This window comes from Klebsiella sp. LTGPAF-6F (assembly GCF_001753185.1).
Lineage (GTDB): Bacteria > Pseudomonadota > Gammaproteobacteria > Enterobacterales > Enterobacteriaceae > Klebsiella > Klebsiella michiganensis.
Map to the genome: position 1 here is coordinate 4,812,648 of NZ_CP017450.1, position 17,030 is coordinate 4,829,677.

General features: G+C 58.5%; 18 protein-coding genes. 5 read left to right on the forward strand and 13 right to left on the reverse strand.

Features of this window, described 5'->3' with window-relative positions; genetic code table 11:
- Positions 1-9 precede the first annotated feature (9 nt).
- The 4 genes from BJF97_RS22420 to BJF97_RS22435 are packed head-to-tail and all read left to right on the forward strand — an operon-like array spanning position 10 to position 4,025.
- On the forward strand, positions 10-813 hold the full coding sequence (locus BJF97_RS22420) for an ABC transporter substrate-binding protein (RefSeq protein ID WP_025107316.1): 804 nt from the start codon (positions 10-12) through the stop codon (positions 811-813).
- Positions 814-837: 24 nt separating this feature from the next.
- A complete protein-coding gene (locus BJF97_RS22425; RefSeq protein WP_032694794.1) occupies positions 838-2,358 on the forward strand; it encodes an amino acid ABC transporter permease/ATP-binding protein in 1,521 nt (506 codons plus the stop codon).
- Entirely contained in the window at positions 2,359-3,087 is a 729-nt protein-coding gene (locus tag BJF97_RS22430; protein WP_014839263.1) for a class II aldolase/adducin family protein, read from the forward strand.
- A 5-nt stretch (positions 3,088-3,092) separates the two neighbouring features.
- Positions 3,093-4,025 carry a 2-hydroxyacid dehydrogenase gene (locus BJF97_RS22435; RefSeq protein ID WP_014839264.1) on the forward strand — a complete coding sequence of 311 codons (933 nt, stop codon included), beginning with the start codon at positions 3,093-3,095 and terminating at the stop codon, positions 4,023-4,025.
- Here the strand turns inward: BJF97_RS22435 and BJF97_RS22440 are convergent.
- The 11 genes from BJF97_RS22440 to BJF97_RS22490 all read right to left on the reverse strand — a co-directional run bounded on the left by BJF97_RS22440 (position 4,022) and on the right by BJF97_RS22490 (position 14,210).
- Positions 4,022-5,077, reverse strand: a complete 1,056-nt coding sequence (locus BJF97_RS22440) for a cytochrome c-type biogenesis protein CcmH (protein ID WP_032694793.1) — start codon at positions 5,075-5,077, stop codon at positions 4,022-4,024. The two genes, BJF97_RS22435 and BJF97_RS22440, sit on opposite strands and share 4 nt — an antisense overlap.
- Positions 5,074-5,631 (reverse strand): thiol:disulfide interchange protein DsbE, encoded by a 558-nt coding sequence (gene dsbE, locus BJF97_RS22445; RefSeq protein WP_032694792.1) that lies wholly within the window; start codon positions 5,629-5,631, stop codon positions 5,074-5,076. Before dsbE ends, BJF97_RS22440 begins: the two co-directional genes overlap by 4 nt.
- Positions 5,628-7,565, reverse strand: a complete 1,938-nt coding sequence (locus tag BJF97_RS22450; protein WP_032694791.1) for a heme lyase CcmF/NrfE family subunit — start codon at positions 7,563-7,565, stop codon at positions 5,628-5,630. Before BJF97_RS22450 ends, dsbE begins: the two co-directional genes overlap by 4 nt.
- Positions 7,562-8,041 (reverse strand): cytochrome c maturation protein CcmE, encoded by a 480-nt coding sequence (gene ccmE / locus BJF97_RS22455; RefSeq protein WP_014839268.1) that lies wholly within the window; start codon positions 8,039-8,041, stop codon positions 7,562-7,564. Before ccmE ends, BJF97_RS22450 begins: the two co-directional genes overlap by 4 nt.
- Positions 8,038-8,241, reverse strand: a complete 204-nt coding sequence (gene ccmD / locus BJF97_RS22460; protein WP_014839269.1) for a heme exporter protein CcmD — start codon at positions 8,239-8,241, stop codon at positions 8,038-8,040. Before ccmD ends, ccmE begins: the two co-directional genes overlap by 4 nt.
- Positions 8,238-8,975 (reverse strand): heme ABC transporter permease, encoded by a 738-nt coding sequence (locus BJF97_RS22465; protein WP_014839270.1) that lies wholly within the window; start codon positions 8,973-8,975, stop codon positions 8,238-8,240. Before BJF97_RS22465 ends, ccmD begins: the two co-directional genes overlap by 4 nt.
- A 96-nt stretch (positions 8,976-9,071) precedes the next feature.
- A complete protein-coding gene (gene ccmB, locus BJF97_RS22470) occupies positions 9,072-9,728 on the reverse strand; it encodes a heme exporter protein CcmB (RefSeq protein ID WP_086074038.1) in 657 nt (218 codons plus the stop codon).
- Positions 9,728-10,369 carry a cytochrome c biogenesis heme-transporting ATPase CcmA gene (ccmA, locus tag BJF97_RS22475; protein ID WP_032694815.1) on the reverse strand — a complete coding sequence of 214 codons (642 nt, stop codon included), beginning with the start codon at positions 10,367-10,369 and terminating at the stop codon, positions 9,728-9,730. Before ccmA ends, ccmB begins: the two co-directional genes overlap by 1 nt.
- A 7-nt stretch (positions 10,370-10,376) precedes the next feature.
- A complete protein-coding gene (locus BJF97_RS22480; RefSeq protein ID WP_032694790.1) occupies positions 10,377-11,771 on the reverse strand; it encodes a cytochrome c peroxidase in 1,395 nt (464 codons plus the stop codon).
- A gap of 405 nt (positions 11,772-12,176) precedes the next feature.
- Complete coding sequence (locus BJF97_RS22485; RefSeq protein ID WP_014839275.1) at positions 12,177-13,370, reverse strand: MFS transporter; 1,194 nt, start codon at positions 13,368-13,370, stop codon at positions 12,177-12,179.
- A gap of 63 nt (positions 13,371-13,433) precedes the next feature.
- On the reverse strand, positions 13,434-14,210 hold the full coding sequence (locus BJF97_RS22490) for an SDR family NAD(P)-dependent oxidoreductase (RefSeq protein WP_014839276.1): 777 nt from the start codon (positions 14,208-14,210) through the stop codon (positions 13,434-13,436).
- 145 nt (positions 14,211-14,355) lie between these two features.
- Here BJF97_RS22490 and BJF97_RS22495 point away from each other — a divergent pair, with 145 nt between their 5' ends.
- Positions 14,356-15,276 carry a LysR substrate-binding domain-containing protein gene (locus tag BJF97_RS22495; protein ID WP_014839277.1) on the forward strand — a complete coding sequence of 307 codons (921 nt, stop codon included), beginning with the start codon at positions 14,356-14,358 and terminating at the stop codon, positions 15,274-15,276.
- 39 nt (positions 15,277-15,315) lie between these two features.
- On the opposite strand, the gene BJF97_RS22500 is transcribed toward BJF97_RS22495, so the two are convergent.
- Together BJF97_RS22500 and BJF97_RS22505 are read right to left on the reverse strand one after the other, a co-directional pair.
- Positions 15,316-16,089, reverse strand: coding sequence for a transporter substrate-binding domain-containing protein (locus BJF97_RS22500; protein WP_032694789.1), 774 nt, complete (start codon positions 16,087-16,089; stop codon positions 15,316-15,318).
- A 35-nt stretch (positions 16,090-16,124) separates the two neighbouring features.
- Positions 16,125-16,919, reverse strand: a complete 795-nt coding sequence (locus tag BJF97_RS22505) for a CatB-related O-acetyltransferase (RefSeq protein ID WP_032694788.1) — start codon at positions 16,917-16,919, stop codon at positions 16,125-16,127.
- Positions 16,920-17,030: the final 111 nt, after the last annotated feature.

Consider the following 17,030-nt stretch of genomic DNA (forward strand, 5'->3'; position numbering starts at 1 on the left):
GGATAAATGATGAACAAAACGCTAAAAAAAATCTCGCGCCGTGTGGCTTTATCCATCGCCGTCACCGCTTGTTTTTCCCCGCTGGCTCAGGCCGCTGAGCTGCTGACCGAGGGCGTCTTTAAAGTCGGGATGGAGGTGACCTATCCGCCTTTTGAATCCTATGACAGCAATAACAATATTGTCGGCATCGACCCGGAGTTCGCGGCGCTGATCGCCGAACAGCTGAAGGCAAAACCGCAGCTTATCGACACGAAATTCACCAGTCTGATCTTAGGTATCGGTAAGAAATACGATGCGGTGATCTCCGGGATGTACGTGACGCCCGAGCGCCAGAAGCAGGCGGACGCCATCCCTTACGCCCTGTCCGGCGCGTCCATTATTGCGCTGAAAAGTAGCGCCATTCAGCCAAAAACGGAAGACGAACTGTGCGGCGTGAAGGTAGGTCTGCAGGCGGGTACCGCCTGGGTTTCCAGCCTGAAAACGCACTCCGACGAGTACTGCCTGAAAAACGGCAAACCGGCCATTAGTATTCAGGAATTCCCGACCGCGCCGGAAGCCTCCCAGGCTCTGCTGTCGAAAAATATCAACGCCCAGTTAGAAATCGCCCCGGCGGCGCAAATTATCGTCGAGAAAAGCCGCGGCCGCCTGGCCATTAGCTCGAACCGTCTGGTCTATCCGCTGCCGCTGGGAATTTACGTCGCCAAAGGCAACACCGAGCTGGCCGAGGCCATTAAATCAACGTTAGCCACCCTTAAAGCCAACGGCAAATATGACGCCATCATCAAGAAATACAACTTAGAAAGCATCAATTAATACAATAATTAAACGGGAGTCGTTATGGAGTTCGATTGGGGATACTTTTTTTCATTATTTAGCGTTGGGGCATTCTGGCAGGCGTGTGTCACCGTGGTTGTCGTCAGTTCATTGTCCTGGTTTATTGGCCTGATATTAGGTTTTCTTTTAGCCTGCGCGAAGCTCTCTGGCCCGCGCTGGCTGAAGGTTCCCGTCGAACTCTATATTTGGTTTTTCCGCAGCGTACCGCTGATGGTCCTGCTGGTCTTTGTCTATAACCTGCCGCAGCTGTTTCCGGCCACCCAACCGCTGCTCGGCGTTCCGTTTATTGCCGGCCTGGTCTCGATGACGGTGACCGAAGCGGCCTACATGGCGGAAATCCATCGCGGCGGCCTGCTTTCGGTCGCCAGGGGGCAAAGCGAAGCCGGGCATGCCTTAAGCTTTAGCTTTATCGGGATTCAGCGCTTAATTATTATCCCGCAGGCGTTTCGTATTTCCCTGCCCACGCTGATTAACGAATACATCACCATCATCAAGCTCAGCTCGATTCTGTCGGTTATTTCGCTGCCGGAGCTGCTGCTGACCGGCCAGCGCCTGTACGCGCAGAATTTTCTCGTCATGGAGACGCTGCTGGCGGTCGCCATTTACTACGTTATGGTCGTCACGGTGTTTAGCTGGCTGTTCCGGGCGCTGGAAAACCTGCTGGATATTCAGCGTAAGCGCCCGCAAACGCTCAACGAGCATGAATGCGAAACCCTACGCCAGAATCTGAAGCCGCCGGTACAGACGCAAAAAGCGCAGGCCGCCAGCGGCAACCCGCCGGCGCTGGATCTGCACGCCATCGAAAAATCCTGGGGCCAGCACCACGTGCTGAAAGGCATCGACCTGAAAGTGGAAAACGGCGAGGTAATCAGCATCATCGGCCCGTCCGGCTCCGGCAAGACCACCCTGATCCGCACCATTAACGCCCTTGAAAGCATCGACGGCGGCGAGATCATTCTTTACGGCGAGGATTACCTGAAGGGCGCCTCCATTGTTGATAAACAGCAAATGCGCGCGGGCGTACGCCGCATCGGCATGGTGTTCCAGGGCTTCAACCTGTTTCCCCACCGCACGGTGCTGGATAACGTGATGCTCGCCCCGCTCTATCACAAGCTGCTCGACCGCGCCGCCGCCAGAGAGCAGGCGCTGTGGCTGCTGGATCGCGTCGGTCTGCTGGCGCACGCCGAAAAGTACCCGTACCAGCTCTCCGGCGGCCAGCAGCAGCGCGTGGCCATCGCCCGCGCCCTGGCGCTGAAACCGGACATCATGCTGTTTGATGAACCCACGTCGGCGCTGGACCCTGAACTGGTTGGCGAAGTGCTGAAGGTCATTCAGTCCCTCGCCCGCGAAGGCATGACGATGATTATCGTGACCCACGAGATGGACTTCGCCTTATCAATTTCTGACCGGGTGGTGATGATGGAAAACGGCGTCGTGCAGAGCGATATGCCGCCGCAGCGCATTCGCAGCGATGCCGCCGATCCGACCCTCACCCGCATTCGTGAATTTATGGGAGTGCAATAAATGGCAACTGAACGGGAACTACGCCAGCAGCTGGCCGCCGCCTATCGTCTGGCGGCGCTCTTCGGCTGGGAAGACACGCTGTATACCCACTTCTCCGTGCGCCTGCCCGGCGACGGCGAGCCGCGGTTTTTAATTAACCCCTTTGGCATGATGTTTGACGAAGTCACCGCCAGCAACTTAATCGTGGTCGATATGCAGGGCAAGGTCGTCGAGGGCAGCGCCCCGGCAAACTCGGCGGGATTTACCATTCATAGCGCGGTCCATATGGCCCGGGAAGACGCCCACTGCGTGATCCACACCCACACGCTGCCGGGGATGGCCGTTGCCGCCTGCGCAGACGGGCTGCTGCAGCTTAACCAAATCAGCACCGAATTTTATCAACGCGTCGGCTACCATCCTTATGAAGGCGTCGCATTCGATCTCGATGAACGCGTGCGGATCCAGCGCTCGCTCGGCGAGAACATCGCCCTGATCCTGCAAAGCCACGGGCTGCTGTCGGTCGGGCGCACCGTCGCCGATGCGTTTTACATCATGTACTACCTGAACCGCGCCTGCGAGATCCAGATGGCCGCCGCGCAGCTGGCGCCGCTCGGCCCCATCCATACGATACCTGAACCGCTGAGCCGGCACGCCGGTGAGCAGCTGATGGGGGTTGAACATGAACGCCAGCTGGTGTGGCAGGCGTGGCTGCGGCGCCTGGACCGCCTTGATACTTCTTATAAGAGCTAATGCCTATGACCCAGTTCACCATCGTCGTGGATTGTAACGATCCTCAGTACACCCGGGAGCTTTGCGCCGCGTTCGCGCTATTCCCGGAAGTGAAAGCGGTTCTGCCCGAGGACCCCGCCGCCCGCGAGGCGCAATACGCCTGCTGCTGGTTTCCCGACCCGCAGCTGCTGGCGCGCTCGCCTCAGCTGAAGCTGATCCAGGCCGCGTCTGCCGGCGTAGACCATTTGCCCGCCAGCGTTTTCGCCAGCGACGTTCCGCTCTGCCGGGTGGTGGATGAAGATTTTCGTCACGGTATGTTTGAATACGCGCTGTGGGGCGTGCTGTGGTTTCAGCGTCGCTTTGACCGGGCGCTGGCCCACCAGCGCGAGCGCGTCTGGAAGATGTATCCGCAGCGAGCGGCGGCCGATTATCACGTTGGCGTCATGGGCCTCGGCGAAATTGGCGGCTATATCGCCTCGCAGCTGGCCGCGCTGGGGTATCGGGTTTCCGGCTGGGCGCGTAGCGAAAAATCCCTTGCCGGCGTGCGCTGCTACCACGGAGAGGCGCAGGCTGGCGAATTCCTTGGCCAGCTGGATGCGCTGATCAACGTCCTGCCGTTAACCGGGCAGACGCGAGGCATCCTCGCCCATCCTTTACTGCAGCAGCTGCCCGACGGCGCGTCGCTGATTAACTGCGGCCGCGGCGAGCATATGGTGAATCAGGACGTGCTCGAGGCGCTGGATAGCGGCAAGCTGTCCGGCGCGGTGCTGGACGTCTTCCCCGTCGAGCCCCTGCCCCAGGAAGACCCGCTGTGGCAACACCCGCAGGTGGCGATCACGCCGCATATGGCCTCCATCGCGCAGACGGAGGTGATTGCCCGCCAGCTGCTGGACAACATCCGGCGGCAGCAGCAAGCGCTGCCGCTGAAAAACCTGGTGAACAAACGGAGCGGTTATTAACCTTGCGCGTCAACGGCGGGATGTCCGTGGGTTAACCGTTGCTCCGTCTGGTTGATATGATGCTCAATGACCGCCCGGCGCCTATCGTCTGGCGGTAATCGTTTTAGCAGCAACCGCCACGCCGTCAGCGCCTCGCTGAAATGCGCCTGCTCTGATGCACTGAGCGCGTACAGATTAAGCAGGCGGTCGTTAACGCGCTGGCTCTCCATCAGCTGGCGCACCAGCGCACCGCCCCGCGGGTCAGATACCCGCAGCAGCGCCTCCGCATAGCCAAATGCCGCGCGATCGTTATCCGGAGCCAGCGCGTAAGCGCGAGCATAGGCCTGAGTCGCCATAGCGGCGTTATCCAGGACCCTGCCGAGACGCCCGAGCATAAGCCAGTCCTCAATAGAAGCATCCGGATTTTGCCACAGCGTCGTGCGTAGCCCGAGGGCCAGACGCCGCAGCTCGTCTTCATCAAGCGGCTGCGCCTTTGGATCCTGCACCCGCGCCAACAGAGCCGGCGTCTGAGCCACCGCCTGCTGCCAGCGTTGCACCTGCTGATAGTGGCCGGTCTGGCTATAGCTGACCGCACCTACCACCAGCGCAAGCACCGCGCCAGGTATAAAAATCCACGGCCCGGCGGATTTATCCTCCGGCGCCCGGCCGTCAGAAAACGTCTCCAGCCCTGGCCTGACGCGGCGGCGGGAGCGGGCCAATATAGCCCAACCGCCCATGGCGATCGCAGCGGCCGGCACGACCCACAGCAGCATCGTCAGCGGGGTTAATGGCGGATCGTAGGTGACGAAGTTGCCGTAGCGCGCCACCATGTAGTCCACAATATCGCTGTCGCTTTTTCCTTCCTGCATAAGCGTAAAAACTTTCTGCCGCAGGTCGGCCGCGATCGCGGAACTGGAATCCGCAATGCTATTGTTCTGGCATTTCGGGCACCGAAGCTGCTCCGTGAGCAGGCGAAACCGCTGTTCCTGCTCCTCGTCCTTAAACGGCATGACATCAATAGCGGCCAGCGCGTTTGCGCAAAGCAGCAGCAGCGCGCTCAGTAATAATCTCATGGCGCATCCTCCCGGCTAAACTTCTCCCACAGCGGCCTGAATTCGCGCTCCCACACCCGATCGTTAAGATCCCCCGCGTGGCGGTAGCGAATGATCCCCTGTCCATCGATCAAAAACGTCTCCGGCGCGCCGTAGACTCCGAGATCCAGCCCGAGCATCCCGTCGCCGTCAAACAGGCTCATCGCGTAGGGATTGCCCAGCGTGTTCAGCCAGCCAATTGCTTTCTGCCGATCGTCTTTGTAGTTCAGGCCCACCACGCGGATCCCCCGCGCGGAAAGCTGATTCAAATACTGATGCTCTGCGCGACAGGTCGGGCACCAGGTCGCCCAGACGTTAAGCAGCAGCGGTTTGCCCTGGGCCAGCGCATCCGACTGAAAATGCTGCCCGGGATCTTCCAGCGCCTCAAGACGGAAAATCGGTACCGGTTTTCCGATCAGCGCCGACTCCAGGCTATTGGGATCGTCCCCTTCCACATTACGCGCCAGCTGCCACAGCAGCAGCATCGCGATAGCCATAAAAATGACCAGCGGCATCAACAACGTACAGCGCTTCATCTGGCCTCCGCGCCAGGATATCCGCGGCGCGGGCGATAGCGCGGATCGCACAGGCACAACAGCCCGCCCAGCGCCATCAGCACTCCCCCGGCCCAAATCCAGCGTACGAACGGTTTATAATAAAGGCGTACGGCCCAGGCGCCGTTGCCCAGCTCTTCGCCCAGCGCGGCATAGAGATCGCGGGTAAATCCGCCGTCAACCGCCGCTTCGGTCATCATGGCGCTGCTGCTGTGGTAAAAGCGCTTTTCCGCATTCAGTATCGCCTGCGGTTCGCCGCGTCGCATGACGCCAATCACCGCGACGGCGGAGCGATAGTTTGGGCCGATCGCCTCTTTGACCTCACGGAAAGAAAAACGATATTCATGGACATCGACGCTGTCGCCCACCCGCATGCGCACGTCGCGCTCCACGCTGTAATTTTGACTAAAGGCGATACCCACGATGGTGACCGCCAGCCCGAGGTGGCCTGCGACCATTCCCCAGTAGCTGAGGGTCATCCTGGCGCCGCGTGAAACCCGCAAAGCGATCTCTACTCCCGCCAGCACAAAGACCCAACAGGCCATCGCCAGCCCGACCACCGTCATGGCGACAATCTTATCGCCCAACCACCACGGCAACAGAAGCGACAGCGCCAGCGTGCTTGCGCAGGCAATAACCAGCAGCCCCCTGAGCTTACGCGGGCGATCGCGCCCCCAGCGCACCAGCGGGCCGATGCCCATCAGGAGCGCAAACGGCGCCATCAGCCAGCTAAACATCGTATTAAAGAACGGCTCGCCAATCGAAATACTGCCGAGGCCCAGCTGTTTATGCACCAGCGGCAGCAGCGTACCCAGCAGCACCGTGAGCATAGCGGCCATCAGCAGAACGTTGTTGCCGAGCAGCAGCGACTCGCGCGACCAGAGCGCATTATTTACCCGAGAGCGGACTTTATAGCCACGCATGGCGAACAGCAGTAAAGAGCCGCCAATGACCAGCACCATAAAGGCCAGAATAAACATGCCGCGCGCCGGGTCGGAGGTAAAAGCGTGAACCGAGACCAGCACGCCGGAACGCACCAGAAAGGTCCCCAGCAGACAGAGCGAAAATGCGCAGATAGCGAGCAGAAGCGTCCACGCCTTGAAGCTGGCGCGCTGTTCAGTGACCGCCAGCGAATGCAGCAGCGCGGTGCCGGCCAGCCATGGCATCAGCGACGCGTTTTCCACCGGATCCCAGAACCACCAGCCTCCCCATCCGAGCTCGTAGTAAGCCCATGCGGAGCCCAGCACAATACCGAGCGTCAGGAAGGCCCACGCCGCCAGCGTCCACGGGCGAGAGAAGCGAGCGAAGGTGCTATCCAGCCGCCCGCTCAACAGCGCGGCTATCGCCAGGGCAAAACTCACCGAGAAGCCCACATAGCCCATATACAGCAGCGGCGGATGGAAAATGAGCCCGGGGTCCTGCAACAGCGGGTTCAGGTCGCGCCCTTCAATGGCAAATTCCGGCAGCGTACGGGCAAACGGGTTGGAGGTGAACAGAATAAACAGCAGAAAGCCAACGCTGATCGTTCCCATTACCGCCAGCGCCCGGGCGACAATATCAAGCGGCATTCGCCTGCTGCGCAGCGCTACCGCCACTGTCCAGCCGCTCATCAGCAGCACCCATAGCAGCAGCGAACCTTCATGTGCGCCCCAGGCTGCGGCCACGCGGTACCGGACCGGCAGCTGAGTATTGGCGTTACTGACCACGTAGCTCAACGTAAAATCGTTGGTAATGAAGGCGTTAATCAGCACCACAAAGGCGCCCATAATGAGGATGAACAGCAGAACGGCAAATACCCGGGAAGAGGCCATCATTCGCCTGTCCCCCCGCGCCGCGCCCCACAGCGGATAGACGGAAAGCAGTAGCGCGACGCCAAGCGCCAGGCACAGCAGCCCGTTGCCGACTTCAGGCATCATAAGGATGTGTCCCTGTAGGCGCTATCCGGGCGACGATGGTTGCTCTCCATCGCTTTTTCCACGTCTGGCGGAGTGTAGTTCTCATCGTGTTTGGCGAGCACTTCTTTCGCCTGTATCCGGTTGTGCGCATCAAGCTCGCCCTGAACCACCACGCCCTGCCCTTCGCGGAACAGGTCCGGCAGAATGCCTTCGTAGCTGACGTCCACCGAACCTTCGGCGTCATAGATGCTAAAACTCACCTGCAGCGAATTCGCATCCCGCTTCACGCTGCCGGGCGCGACCATCCCACCGACGCGCAGACGCTGACCCCGCTCGGGCCGCTGCTGCGTTTCGCGCTTGCCGTAGAGGATTTCGCCAGGCGTATAGAACAGGTCGATACTGGAACGCAGCGCATAGAGCACCAGCGCGGTGGTCAGCGTTAGCCCGGCGAGCACCGCAAGGGCGACCCACAGCCGGTTTTTGCGGCGAATATTCATGTCGCCTCCCGCGCCGCGCGCCTGCGGGCTTCACGGGCGCGCTGCCGGGCGATATCGCGCAGAATGACACGATGCAGGGTCGCGCTGTGCGCGACCAGCGCCGCCAGCGGAAGAACGGTCAACGCCACCGCCAGCCAGACGTAAAAGGCATAGCCGCCCATGGCCAGGAAATCACTCCAGCTTGTAAATGCGCTGCTCATCGACGACCTCTTTTTAAAATCAGTTCACTGACCCACGGGCGACGTTTTTCCATGAGCAAAATCAGATTCCGCATGCGCATTAGGGCCAGCGTGATAAACAGCAGCAGGTAGCCGATAATCGCCAGCCGCAGCGGCGCGCGCATCGCCGGAGCGATGCTTTGCTGCATATTCGTTGAGCCCTGATGCAGGGTGTTCCACCACTCAACCGAGTAGTGAACTATCGGTAAATTCACCACGCCAATCAGCACCAGAATAGCCGCCGCGCGCCCGGCCAGACGGCGATCGTCAAAAGCGTGCCACAGCGCTATCGCGCCGACGTAGAGAAACAGCAGAACCAGCTCAGAGGTTAATCTGGCATCCCAAACCCACCAGGTTCCCCACATTGGCTTACCCCACGCGGAACCAGTCACCAGCGCCACAAAAGTAAACACCGCCCCCACGGGCGCCATCGCCGCCAGCGCCAGATTGGCCATTTTCATCTGCCAGACCACGCCGAAGAACGCCGCGGCCGCCATCAGGGCATAAATGCCCATAGACCACATTGCCGCCGGAACATGCAGATAGATAATGCGATAGCTCTCGCCCTGCTGATAGTCCGCGGGCGCAAAGCCAAATCCCCAGACCCAGCCCGCGAGCAGTACCAGCGCGCTGGCGCCGCCCAGCCACGGAGCGACCCTGCCGCAGAGCTGATAAAGCCGCGGCGGATTCGTCAGTTGAATCCCTGTTTTCCTCATATTTCAGTCACTAGAAATAAAGTTAAATCCATTGATAAGCCCGGGCTGAATCCCTGGCGCCGCAAACCTGATAAGCGCCATCCATCAAAAACCGCGCTAGTGCAGACTGACGCGTAGCGCCGCCGCCGTCGCAAAGGGGCTTAACGTTGCGCTGCCCGCCAGCAGCGCGCCCAGTATCGCCATATACCCCGCCACGGGCAGATGCATGGAGGCCGCATCCATCGCGGCGGTAGCAAAAATAAGTAAGGGAATAGTCAGCGGCAGAACCAGAATGCTTAACAGCGCGCCGCCGCGCTTAAGTCCGACGGTGAGCCCCACGCCCGGCGCGCCAAGGAACCCCAGCGTCGGCGTCCCTAATAGCAGGGTCAGCGCCATAATTTTCCAGCCATAGACGTCCATGCCCAGCAGCAGAGCCACCAGCGGCGACAGGATCAGCAGGGGCACACCGGTGACCACCCAGTGAGCCATCACTTTAGCCACGACCACCGCCGGCAGCGGCAAAGGCAGCAGCATCAGCTGTTCAAGGCTGCCGTCCTGTAAGTCGTCGCGAAACAAGCGCTCGAGCGCCAGCAGCGAGGAGAGCAGCGCAGCGACCCAAATAATGCCGGGCGTCAGCCGCGCCAGCAGCTGCGGCTCCGGACCAACGGCGAGCGGAAACAGCGTAATGACAATCAGAAAAAACCACAGCGGATTGGCGATTTCCGCGCGATGGCGAAACGCGACCCGCAGTTCAAGGCAAAAAATCCGCCACATCACGGTTCCGCCCTCTCGCCGCGCAGCGCAATGCGTCGAATCCTGTCGGATGCCGCGCTAATTGATTGATGGGCAGTGAAAATGACGATGCCGCCTTGCTCCGTGTGCTGCGCCATGCGCTGAATCAGGCGTTCGACGCCCTCCGTATCGACGGCGGTAAAAGGTTCGTCGAGGATCCACAGGCGGGCGCGGGTCAGCCAGAGGCGCGACAGCGCCACGCGCTGCTGCTGACCGGCGGAGAGCTGGTTAACAGGAATATCGTCGAAGCCGGCAAGCCCGGCCTGCTTAAGGGCCTCCCGGCACTGGGCGATATCATCGTGTTGATGAAGAAAGCGCAGGTTTTCCATGGCGGTCAGCCTGGCTTTGATTCCCGGCTTATGGCCAATCCACAGCAGGTTTTGCTGGTAGCTATCGCGAACGCGATGCAGAGGGCGGCCTTGCCAGTAGATTTCTCCGGCATCAGCGCGGGCCAGCCCGGTAAGCAGGCGCAGGAGAGTGGTTTTCCCCGCACCGTTGCCTCCGGCTATCTGCACCCAATCGCCCGCCGAAACGCTGAATGAAAAATCTTTCATCAGCGTCCGACCATCGCGTTCGCAGTGCAGTTTAATGGCCCTGAGCCAGCTCCGGGAACTTTCGCTCATCATCCCGTTATTGCCCCGGCTGATACGGCGTATAAACACCGGTCAGGCTATGCAGAAAAGCGACAATATCATCGATATCTTTTTGCGCTAAATCCGTACCGACCTGATAGCGCAGCATCAGTTTTACTGCGCCATCAAGCGTCGGAACATCACCGCGATGAAAATAGGGCGCGGTGAGCGCCACGTTGCGCAGACCCGGCACTTTTTGGCGTAATTTATCCCGTACCTCTTTCGTCACATTCATTCGGCCAATATCAGCAGCCGTGATTTCACCAAAATTAAAATCACGCTTCAGCCCCAGCGGTTCAAAAGAGCGGCCGCCGAGAATAATACCGCCGTGACAGGTAGCACATTTATTATCTTTAAATAGCTGATAGCCATGTTTTTGTTGCGCGGTCAGCGCGTCTTCATCACCGCGCAGCCAATTATCAAATGGCGCGTCGGGGGTAATTAATGTTTTTTCAAATTCAGCGATAGCGTCAGTAATGCGTTCACCGCTAAAACCTTGCGGATAAACGGCTAAAAAATCCTTTTTCAATACGGGATCTTTATCCAGTTTATTAATAATGTCTTCCCAGGATTTTGATGCCATCTCAATGGGGTTTAACGGCGGGCCACCGGCCTGTTCTTGCAGCGTTGATGCCCGTCCGTCCCAGAATTGCTCAATATTAAAGACGGAGTTAAATACCGTTGGCGCGTTAATTGGCCCAACAGCGCCCCCCACGCCGATAGACGTTTTTCTGCCATCGACCCCACCCGCGTTTAACGCATGGCAGTGTGCGCAAGAAATGGTGCTATCCCCGGACATTCGCGCGTCGTGATAAAGCCGAAAACCCAGCGCAGCTTTCCGCTCATCAACGGGCAGCTTTTTAGGGATCGGCTGGAGAGGTTCATTGCGATGCTGCGCGGCGGTATCAGCGCTGGCGTAGTAGCGCTCGCGCTGGTGCTTAATCCAGTTGAGTATCTCAATACGTTCGCTGTCGCTAACGCCGCCGGCCCAGTGCAGCGCGACGTATCGCGTAGGCGGCATCGTTTGATGCTGCATAACCCACTCAATCTTGTTTAATTCACTTTGTGAAACGGGTTTATCGTCAATCAGTGACGTACGCACGGATTGAAGGTTAAAGGATTTGTATCCCAGCTGTACGTCATACTCCATCAGCTGTTTGGCAACGGGAAAAACGGCGTAAAAGGGCAACTCCGCCGAGGGCGTATGGCAATAGTCGCAACCTTTTTCACTAAAAAAAGAGAGAACTTTATTATTCTCGGCAACCGCCGAGAGCCGGACGTCGTTTTTTTTAATACGCTGACTGTCGTAATACCAGATATAGCCTGACAACCCTAAATAACATAACACGCCTGCGGTAATGACCGAGGCTGTAATGGTCGCAATTTTCTTCATAAGATCATTCCTTTGAGGCATTGCAGCTGAGATAATGACGTTTTATATTTATAGTTTCACGTAACATCATAGCGGTGACGGCGCCGTGGATATTGATTAACGTCAAAGCCGATGACAGGCAGGACCTATAGATATAATAAACACACCCTATCATCACTATATTATTCTGCGCTGCGCGCGGCGGCGAAAAACCTCACTCCCTTGCTCAATCCTCCATGTATTCATTCTTATTATATAAACGGGTAAAACATTAATAAGAGGATTCACATTAGCGTGTTTCCATTAAGCAGTAAAAAAGAGAGATGAATTTTATCTCACCCTACCAATTCATATTTTAAATTTGCTCTCGCGGCAGAAATAAAAAGCGGAAAAATAATTCCGCCTGCGTTTGAAAAGCTAAGAGGATTAACCCCTTAGCGTTGGGCGTCGGCCTGCCAACAATGCGATCAGCGCAACCGCAACCGGCACCAGCGAACCCCACAGCACGGCATTCCAGCCGAAGAGGTTCATCAACGCGCCCGAGGAAAATGAGCCAATCATCATGACGCCGAAGACAATAAAATCATTCAGCGATTGCACCTGAGTTTTCTCTTCCGGCCGGTGGAAATCCATAATCTGCGCCGACGCGCCGGTAAAGCCGAAGTTCCAGCCGATACCCAGCAGGATCAGCGACAGCCAGTAGTGCATCACGTCGATACCGGCGAGGCCAACCATCACCGACAGCAGCAGCAGAACTAAACCGGCCGCGTTAATACGCCGGGCGCCGAAGCGATTAATCAGCTTGCCGGTAAAAAATCCGGGACCGTACATGGCGATCACGTGCCACTGAATGCCCAGATTCGACGCCTGCTGGGAGATCCCGTGCATATGCATGGAAAGCGGCGCCGCGGTCATCAGGAAGTTCATCACCATATAGGATATTGCGCCGCTAAAAACCGTCCGGGAAAACCCCGGCTGGCGCACGATTTCGCCCAGCGGGCGCCCGCCCGATTTGGCCTGCGCCGCCGGCTCGGGGGTTTTTACTCCCAGCAAGACCAGCGCGGATACCGCCGCCACCAGCCCCTGAGCGATAAAGGTCATCGCAAAGGTGTGCGGCGGCCACAAATTCATGGTCGCGGTAACCAGCATCGGGCCGATGATCCCCGCCGCCACGCCGCCGCCCATGACCAGCGAGAGCGCCCGCGCGCGCCGCTCGCCGCTGACGCCGTCGGTAGCGGCAAAGCGAAAGGACACCGCCACCGCCGCATAGGCGCCGCCGAAAAAGGCCGCGAGACAGAACAGTCCGAACGAAGCGATCGCGACCGCCAGCGCCGCCAGCGCTCCCGTCAACACGCCGGCGCCGGTACCGACCATAAAGACCGTTTTGCGCCCGCGTCTTCTGGCCAGCGCGCCAAACGGCAAAATACAGGCCGCCATCCCCAGCACAAAAATGGTGATGGGCAGCGTGGCCAGCGTCGGCGAGGGCGCGATGGCGTTGCCCACAATCGCCCCTGTGGCGTAAAACACCACCGAGTTTGCTCCTGCGAGCGCCTGCGCCGTCGCCAGGCGAACAATATTTTGGTTTTGCTGTCCGACGGGCAGCGTTATCTCAGCGCTCATGACTCTCTTTATCCTGAATTCGTTTGCGTTATGCCAATACCCTGACTGACATAATGAACGTAATCAGACATGACGACCAGCCATCACGCCGCCATCAATATCCCAAACCGCGCCGGTCACCCAGCGGGTGCTATCGCTGAGCAGAAACGCCACGGTTTGCGCGATATCATCAGGCGTGCCGACGCGGCCAATGGGATGGAAGCCGTCAAAGCTGTTCATCACATCCTTCACATCCTCTTTAGGGATAAACCCTTCATATATCGGCGTATGCACCACCGCCGGCGATACCGCATTGACCCGAATCCCGCTGCCGCCCAGCTCAATCGCCAGATTTTTGGTCAGCGCATGCAGACCCGCTTTCGCCATGGAGTAGGCTGACGACGGCGTTGCGCCGATGGCCTGCTGCGCCCACATCGAGCCGATATTCACAATCGAACCTTTGATGCCATTAGCCAGCATATTGCGCACCACCTCACGGGTGATAAAAAACGTCGCGCGGTTGAGATGCATATACCGATCGTAGTCAGCCATTTCATGTTCGATAAACGGCTTCGGGAAGAAAACGCCGGCGGCGTTGACCAGCAGGCTGATATCCTGATGTTCCGCGTTAATAGCGGCCATAACCTGCTGCATACCGCTTTCGCTCGTCAGATCAGCGACGATAACATCCACCTTCCCCGCTGCCGCCAGCGCCTGACGCGCCTGTTCGGCCTTCTGCCGACGATTGCCCACCAGCACCACGCTGCCGCCATTCTCCACCACCCGTTTGGCCGTCGCCAGCCCCATACCGCTGGTCCCGCCAACCACTAACAGTTTTTTCCCCATAAACGCCGTATTCATCATTCACCTCTTCACGCTTGATTTGTGTGGCCTAAGCATGCCTTTCCTGCAGCGCGCTGACGAATGAGAAGAAATAGCCCAACGACAAAGAAAATCTATCTTGATGACCTATACTGAGACGCAAATTCACTGAGGGATATTCACCATGCGTTCGCTTAACCGACTGAAATGGCTTCACGCATTTGAAGCCACCGCCCGCCACGGCAGCTTTACCGGCGCGGCGCGCGAGCTGGGCGTGACGCCCGCCGCCGTCGGGCAGCTGGTCAGAGCGCTGGAAGAGTGGGTCGGCCATCCGCTGCTGCACCGTACCCGTAGCGGTAAAGAGCGTCTCACCCTGGTGAGCGAGGCGCAGGCGGCGCTGCAGGATATTACTCAGGGGCTGGATAAGCTGGAGAGCGGACTGAATAAGCTTCGCGGCCGCCGGGCGCGTTCCGTGGTGGTGATTACCGCCTCGCAGGTGCTGATGATGAACTGGCTGATGGAGCGCTTAAACCGCTTCTCTGAAGTCCATGATAATATCGACCTGCGCCTCAACGTTACGGAAAAGCTGATGGACGTGGCCCACGGCGAAGCGGATTTGGCGGTACGCTGCGGTCGCGGCGACTGGCCCGGGGTCAATAAAACCTGGCTGATGGATGAAGAAGCGGTGCTGGTGTGCAGCCCGCTAATCGTCCCGGCAGACAAAACCGCCTGCGGCGAGTGGCTGGCGGCGCAAAAGCTGATTCATGATGATACGCCCTATCCCGGCGCCAGTTTTCCATCATGGGCGGAAGTGCTGGAGGCCGCTCAGGCGCCAACGGCGCGCGATAGCGGGTTGCACATTAACTCAACGTCGGCGGTCATCCTGGCCGCGCTCAGCGGGCGCGGCGTCGCTATTGTTCGCCGGGCGCTGGTACAACAGCTCCTCGCCACCGGCCAGCTCGTTCAGCTACACCCGGCCCGCCGCTGGCCGCTCACCTGGTCCTACTATATTGTGACTCCCCAGCATGCGGTCATGCGCCCGGAAGTGAAGGTGTTTTATGACTGGCTGCTTCACGATGTGCTGGCGGAAAACCCGATGCGCTGAATATCTTCCGCCACACCCGCATAGAAAACCTTTATTGCTTTATGGTTTTAGCTGGTCATGAATGCGCCACTTCTGTTTCAGCACGTTTTTGTCCTGGCTGGCCAGCCACTGGTTAACCTTGTACAGCAGCTGCGGGTTATCTTTATTCATCATATAGACTTTGAAGCTGGCGGTGCCCGGGAACGGCTGCTCATTGGCCACGCAAAACACGCCCGGCTCATTGCTCTGGTAATAGACGCCCTCAATCAGGTCGGTCACCATCATATCCGCCGTTTTCTGCCGCAGCGCTTCAAGATTATCGATATTGTTTTTCACCCGAATAATCTGCGCCTGCTTGATATGTTCATCGACAAAGCTTTGGTTGGTGCCGCCCGGATTCACCACCACCTTCACGTTTGGCTGGTCGATTTTTTCCAGGCTACCGAGCGCCGGCGCCGCCGCGCAGTTAGCCAGCGCAATCTTGCCGTTCGGCACCACCGGCTGGCTTAACGCGAAATCTTTCGCCCGCGCTGCGGTTTCCGTCACCCCGCCCATGGCGATATCAAACTTATCGGCCTTCAGGTCGGCGGAGAGCGTGGGCCAGCTGGTCGTCACAAAGCTCACCTTTAGCCCAAGCCGCTTGACGAGATCTTTCGCCATATCAACATCGTAGCCCACCAGCTCCCCGGCTTTATTATGAAACGCCAGCGGCGCGTAATCGCCCGGGACGCCGACTTTAAGTTCGCCGCTTTGTTGAATGCTGTTCATGTCGCGCGCCTGGGCGCCAAAGGCGACGGCAGCGATGACGAAAACAAGACCTGACTTCAACTTCATCGTTATATCCTTGTTCAAATGTGAACCGTTTATGATTACACCGCGCTGCGCAGCGGATGCTGTTTATTGTTTATAAAATCTTTAATCATGGATACCGTCAATACCGGCGGCGAGAAAGGCGGCATCGTTCCTTCGGCCACCCGCCCGGCGAGCTGCTCGCAAAAGCGCTCAACCTGATTAACCGGATACCCGGCAATATCCTGGGCGGAGTAACGCCACCATCGTAGCGCCATCAGCTGCTCAATAATCGCCTCGCTAAAGCGCATGCGGATGATCTTCGCGGGATTACCGCCGACGATGGCGTACGGTGCGACGTCTTTGACCACCAGCGCGTTGGCGGCAATGACAGCCCCATCGCCAATAGTGATCCCCTGCGCCAGGGTGACATTCTGGCCAATCCACACATCGTTGCCGATGGTTATCGGCCGGGGCGTTTTCGCAAAAGGATAAAACTGGTTGGTCCTGCCGCTATCGGCAGCCAGCGTCGCCATCACGCCGGAATGATGGGCATAAAACACCGGGCTGGCGCTGGCCCACTCCAGGGGATGTCGGTCGCCGAGCACCTGTAACCGATCGGCAATCGACGTGTAGCGCCCCACGTTAATCAGCGCCGGCAGCAGGGTTCGCGTATAGCTAAAGGCGCCCAGCGAGGCCAGCCGTTCGCCGCAGCGCCCCCAGTAGGTGGTATAAGCCTCGGTGGCTAAGTTTTCCGGTATCTCAATCGACAGGTCGTCACGGTAAAAGACGTGGCTACAGGCCAGCGTCTGCCCGCCGACAAAAATCCGCTGCGCCTGCAATAGTGGCTTAAGCTCCCCAAAGGCGATTTTCATTATCGATTTTCCCGCACAAAAGTATTCCCGGACAGCCGCTTAATCTCTCGATCATTGATAGCGTACCGATCCGCTCGCCGTGCGAAAAATCGTTATGACTTCTCTTTTTTG

Coding starts and splice junctions, on each gene's coding strand:
- BJF97_RS22425 (WP_032694794.1), top strand. CDS start 838: ATGGAGTTCGATTGGGGATACTTTTTTTCATTATTTAGCGTTGGGGCA.
- BJF97_RS22495 (WP_014839277.1), top strand. CDS start 14,356: ATGCGTTCGCTTAACCGACTGAAATGGCTTCACGCATTTGAAGCCACC.
- ccmA (WP_032694815.1), bottom strand. CDS start 10,369: ATGAGCGAAAGTTCCCGGAGCTGGCTCAGGGCCATTAAACTGCACTGC.
- BJF97_RS22465 (WP_014839270.1), bottom strand. CDS start 8,975: ATGAGGAAAACAGGGATTCAACTGACGAATCCGCCGCGGCTTTATCAG.
- BJF97_RS22430 (WP_014839263.1), top strand. CDS start 2,359: ATGGCAACTGAACGGGAACTACGCCAGCAGCTGGCCGCCGCCTATCGT.
- BJF97_RS22450 (WP_032694791.1), bottom strand. CDS start 7,565: ATGATGCCTGAAGTCGGCAACGGGCTGCTGTGCCTGGCGCTTGGCGTC.
- BJF97_RS22420 (WP_025107316.1), top strand. CDS start 10: ATGAACAAAACGCTAAAAAAAATCTCGCGCCGTGTGGCTTTATCCATC.
- ccmD (WP_014839269.1), bottom strand. CDS start 8,241: ATGAGCAGCGCATTTACAAGCTGGAGTGATTTCCTGGCCATGGGCGGC.
- ccmE (WP_014839268.1), bottom strand. CDS start 8,041: ATGAATATTCGCCGCAAAAACCGGCTGTGGGTCGCCCTTGCGGTGCTC.
- BJF97_RS22435 (WP_014839264.1), top strand. CDS start 3,093: ATGACCCAGTTCACCATCGTCGTGGATTGTAACGATCCTCAGTACACC.
- BJF97_RS22500 (WP_032694789.1), bottom strand. CDS start 16,089: ATGAAGTTGAAGTCAGGTCTTGTTTTCGTCATCGCTGCCGTCGCCTTT.
- BJF97_RS22480 (WP_032694790.1), bottom strand. CDS start 11,771: ATGAAGAAAATTGCGACCATTACAGCCTCGGTCATTACCGCAGGCGTG.
- dsbE (WP_032694792.1), bottom strand. CDS start 5,631: ATGAAGCGCTGTACGTTGTTGATGCCGCTGGTCATTTTTATGGCTATC.
- BJF97_RS22440 (WP_032694793.1), bottom strand. CDS start 5,077: ATGAGATTATTACTGAGCGCGCTGCTGCTGCTTTGCGCAAACGCGCTG.
- BJF97_RS22490 (WP_014839276.1), bottom strand. CDS start 14,210: ATGAATACGGCGTTTATGGGGAAAAAACTGTTAGTGGTTGGCGGGACC.
- BJF97_RS22505 (WP_032694788.1), bottom strand. CDS start 16,919: ATGAAAATCGCCTTTGGGGAGCTTAAGCCACTATTGCAGGCGCAGCGG.
- BJF97_RS22485 (WP_014839275.1), bottom strand. CDS start 13,370: ATGAGCGCTGAGATAACGCTGCCCGTCGGACAGCAAAACCAAAATATT.
- ccmB (WP_086074038.1), bottom strand. CDS start 9,728: ATGTGGCGGATTTTTTGCCTTGAACTGCGGGTCGCGTTTCGCCATCGC.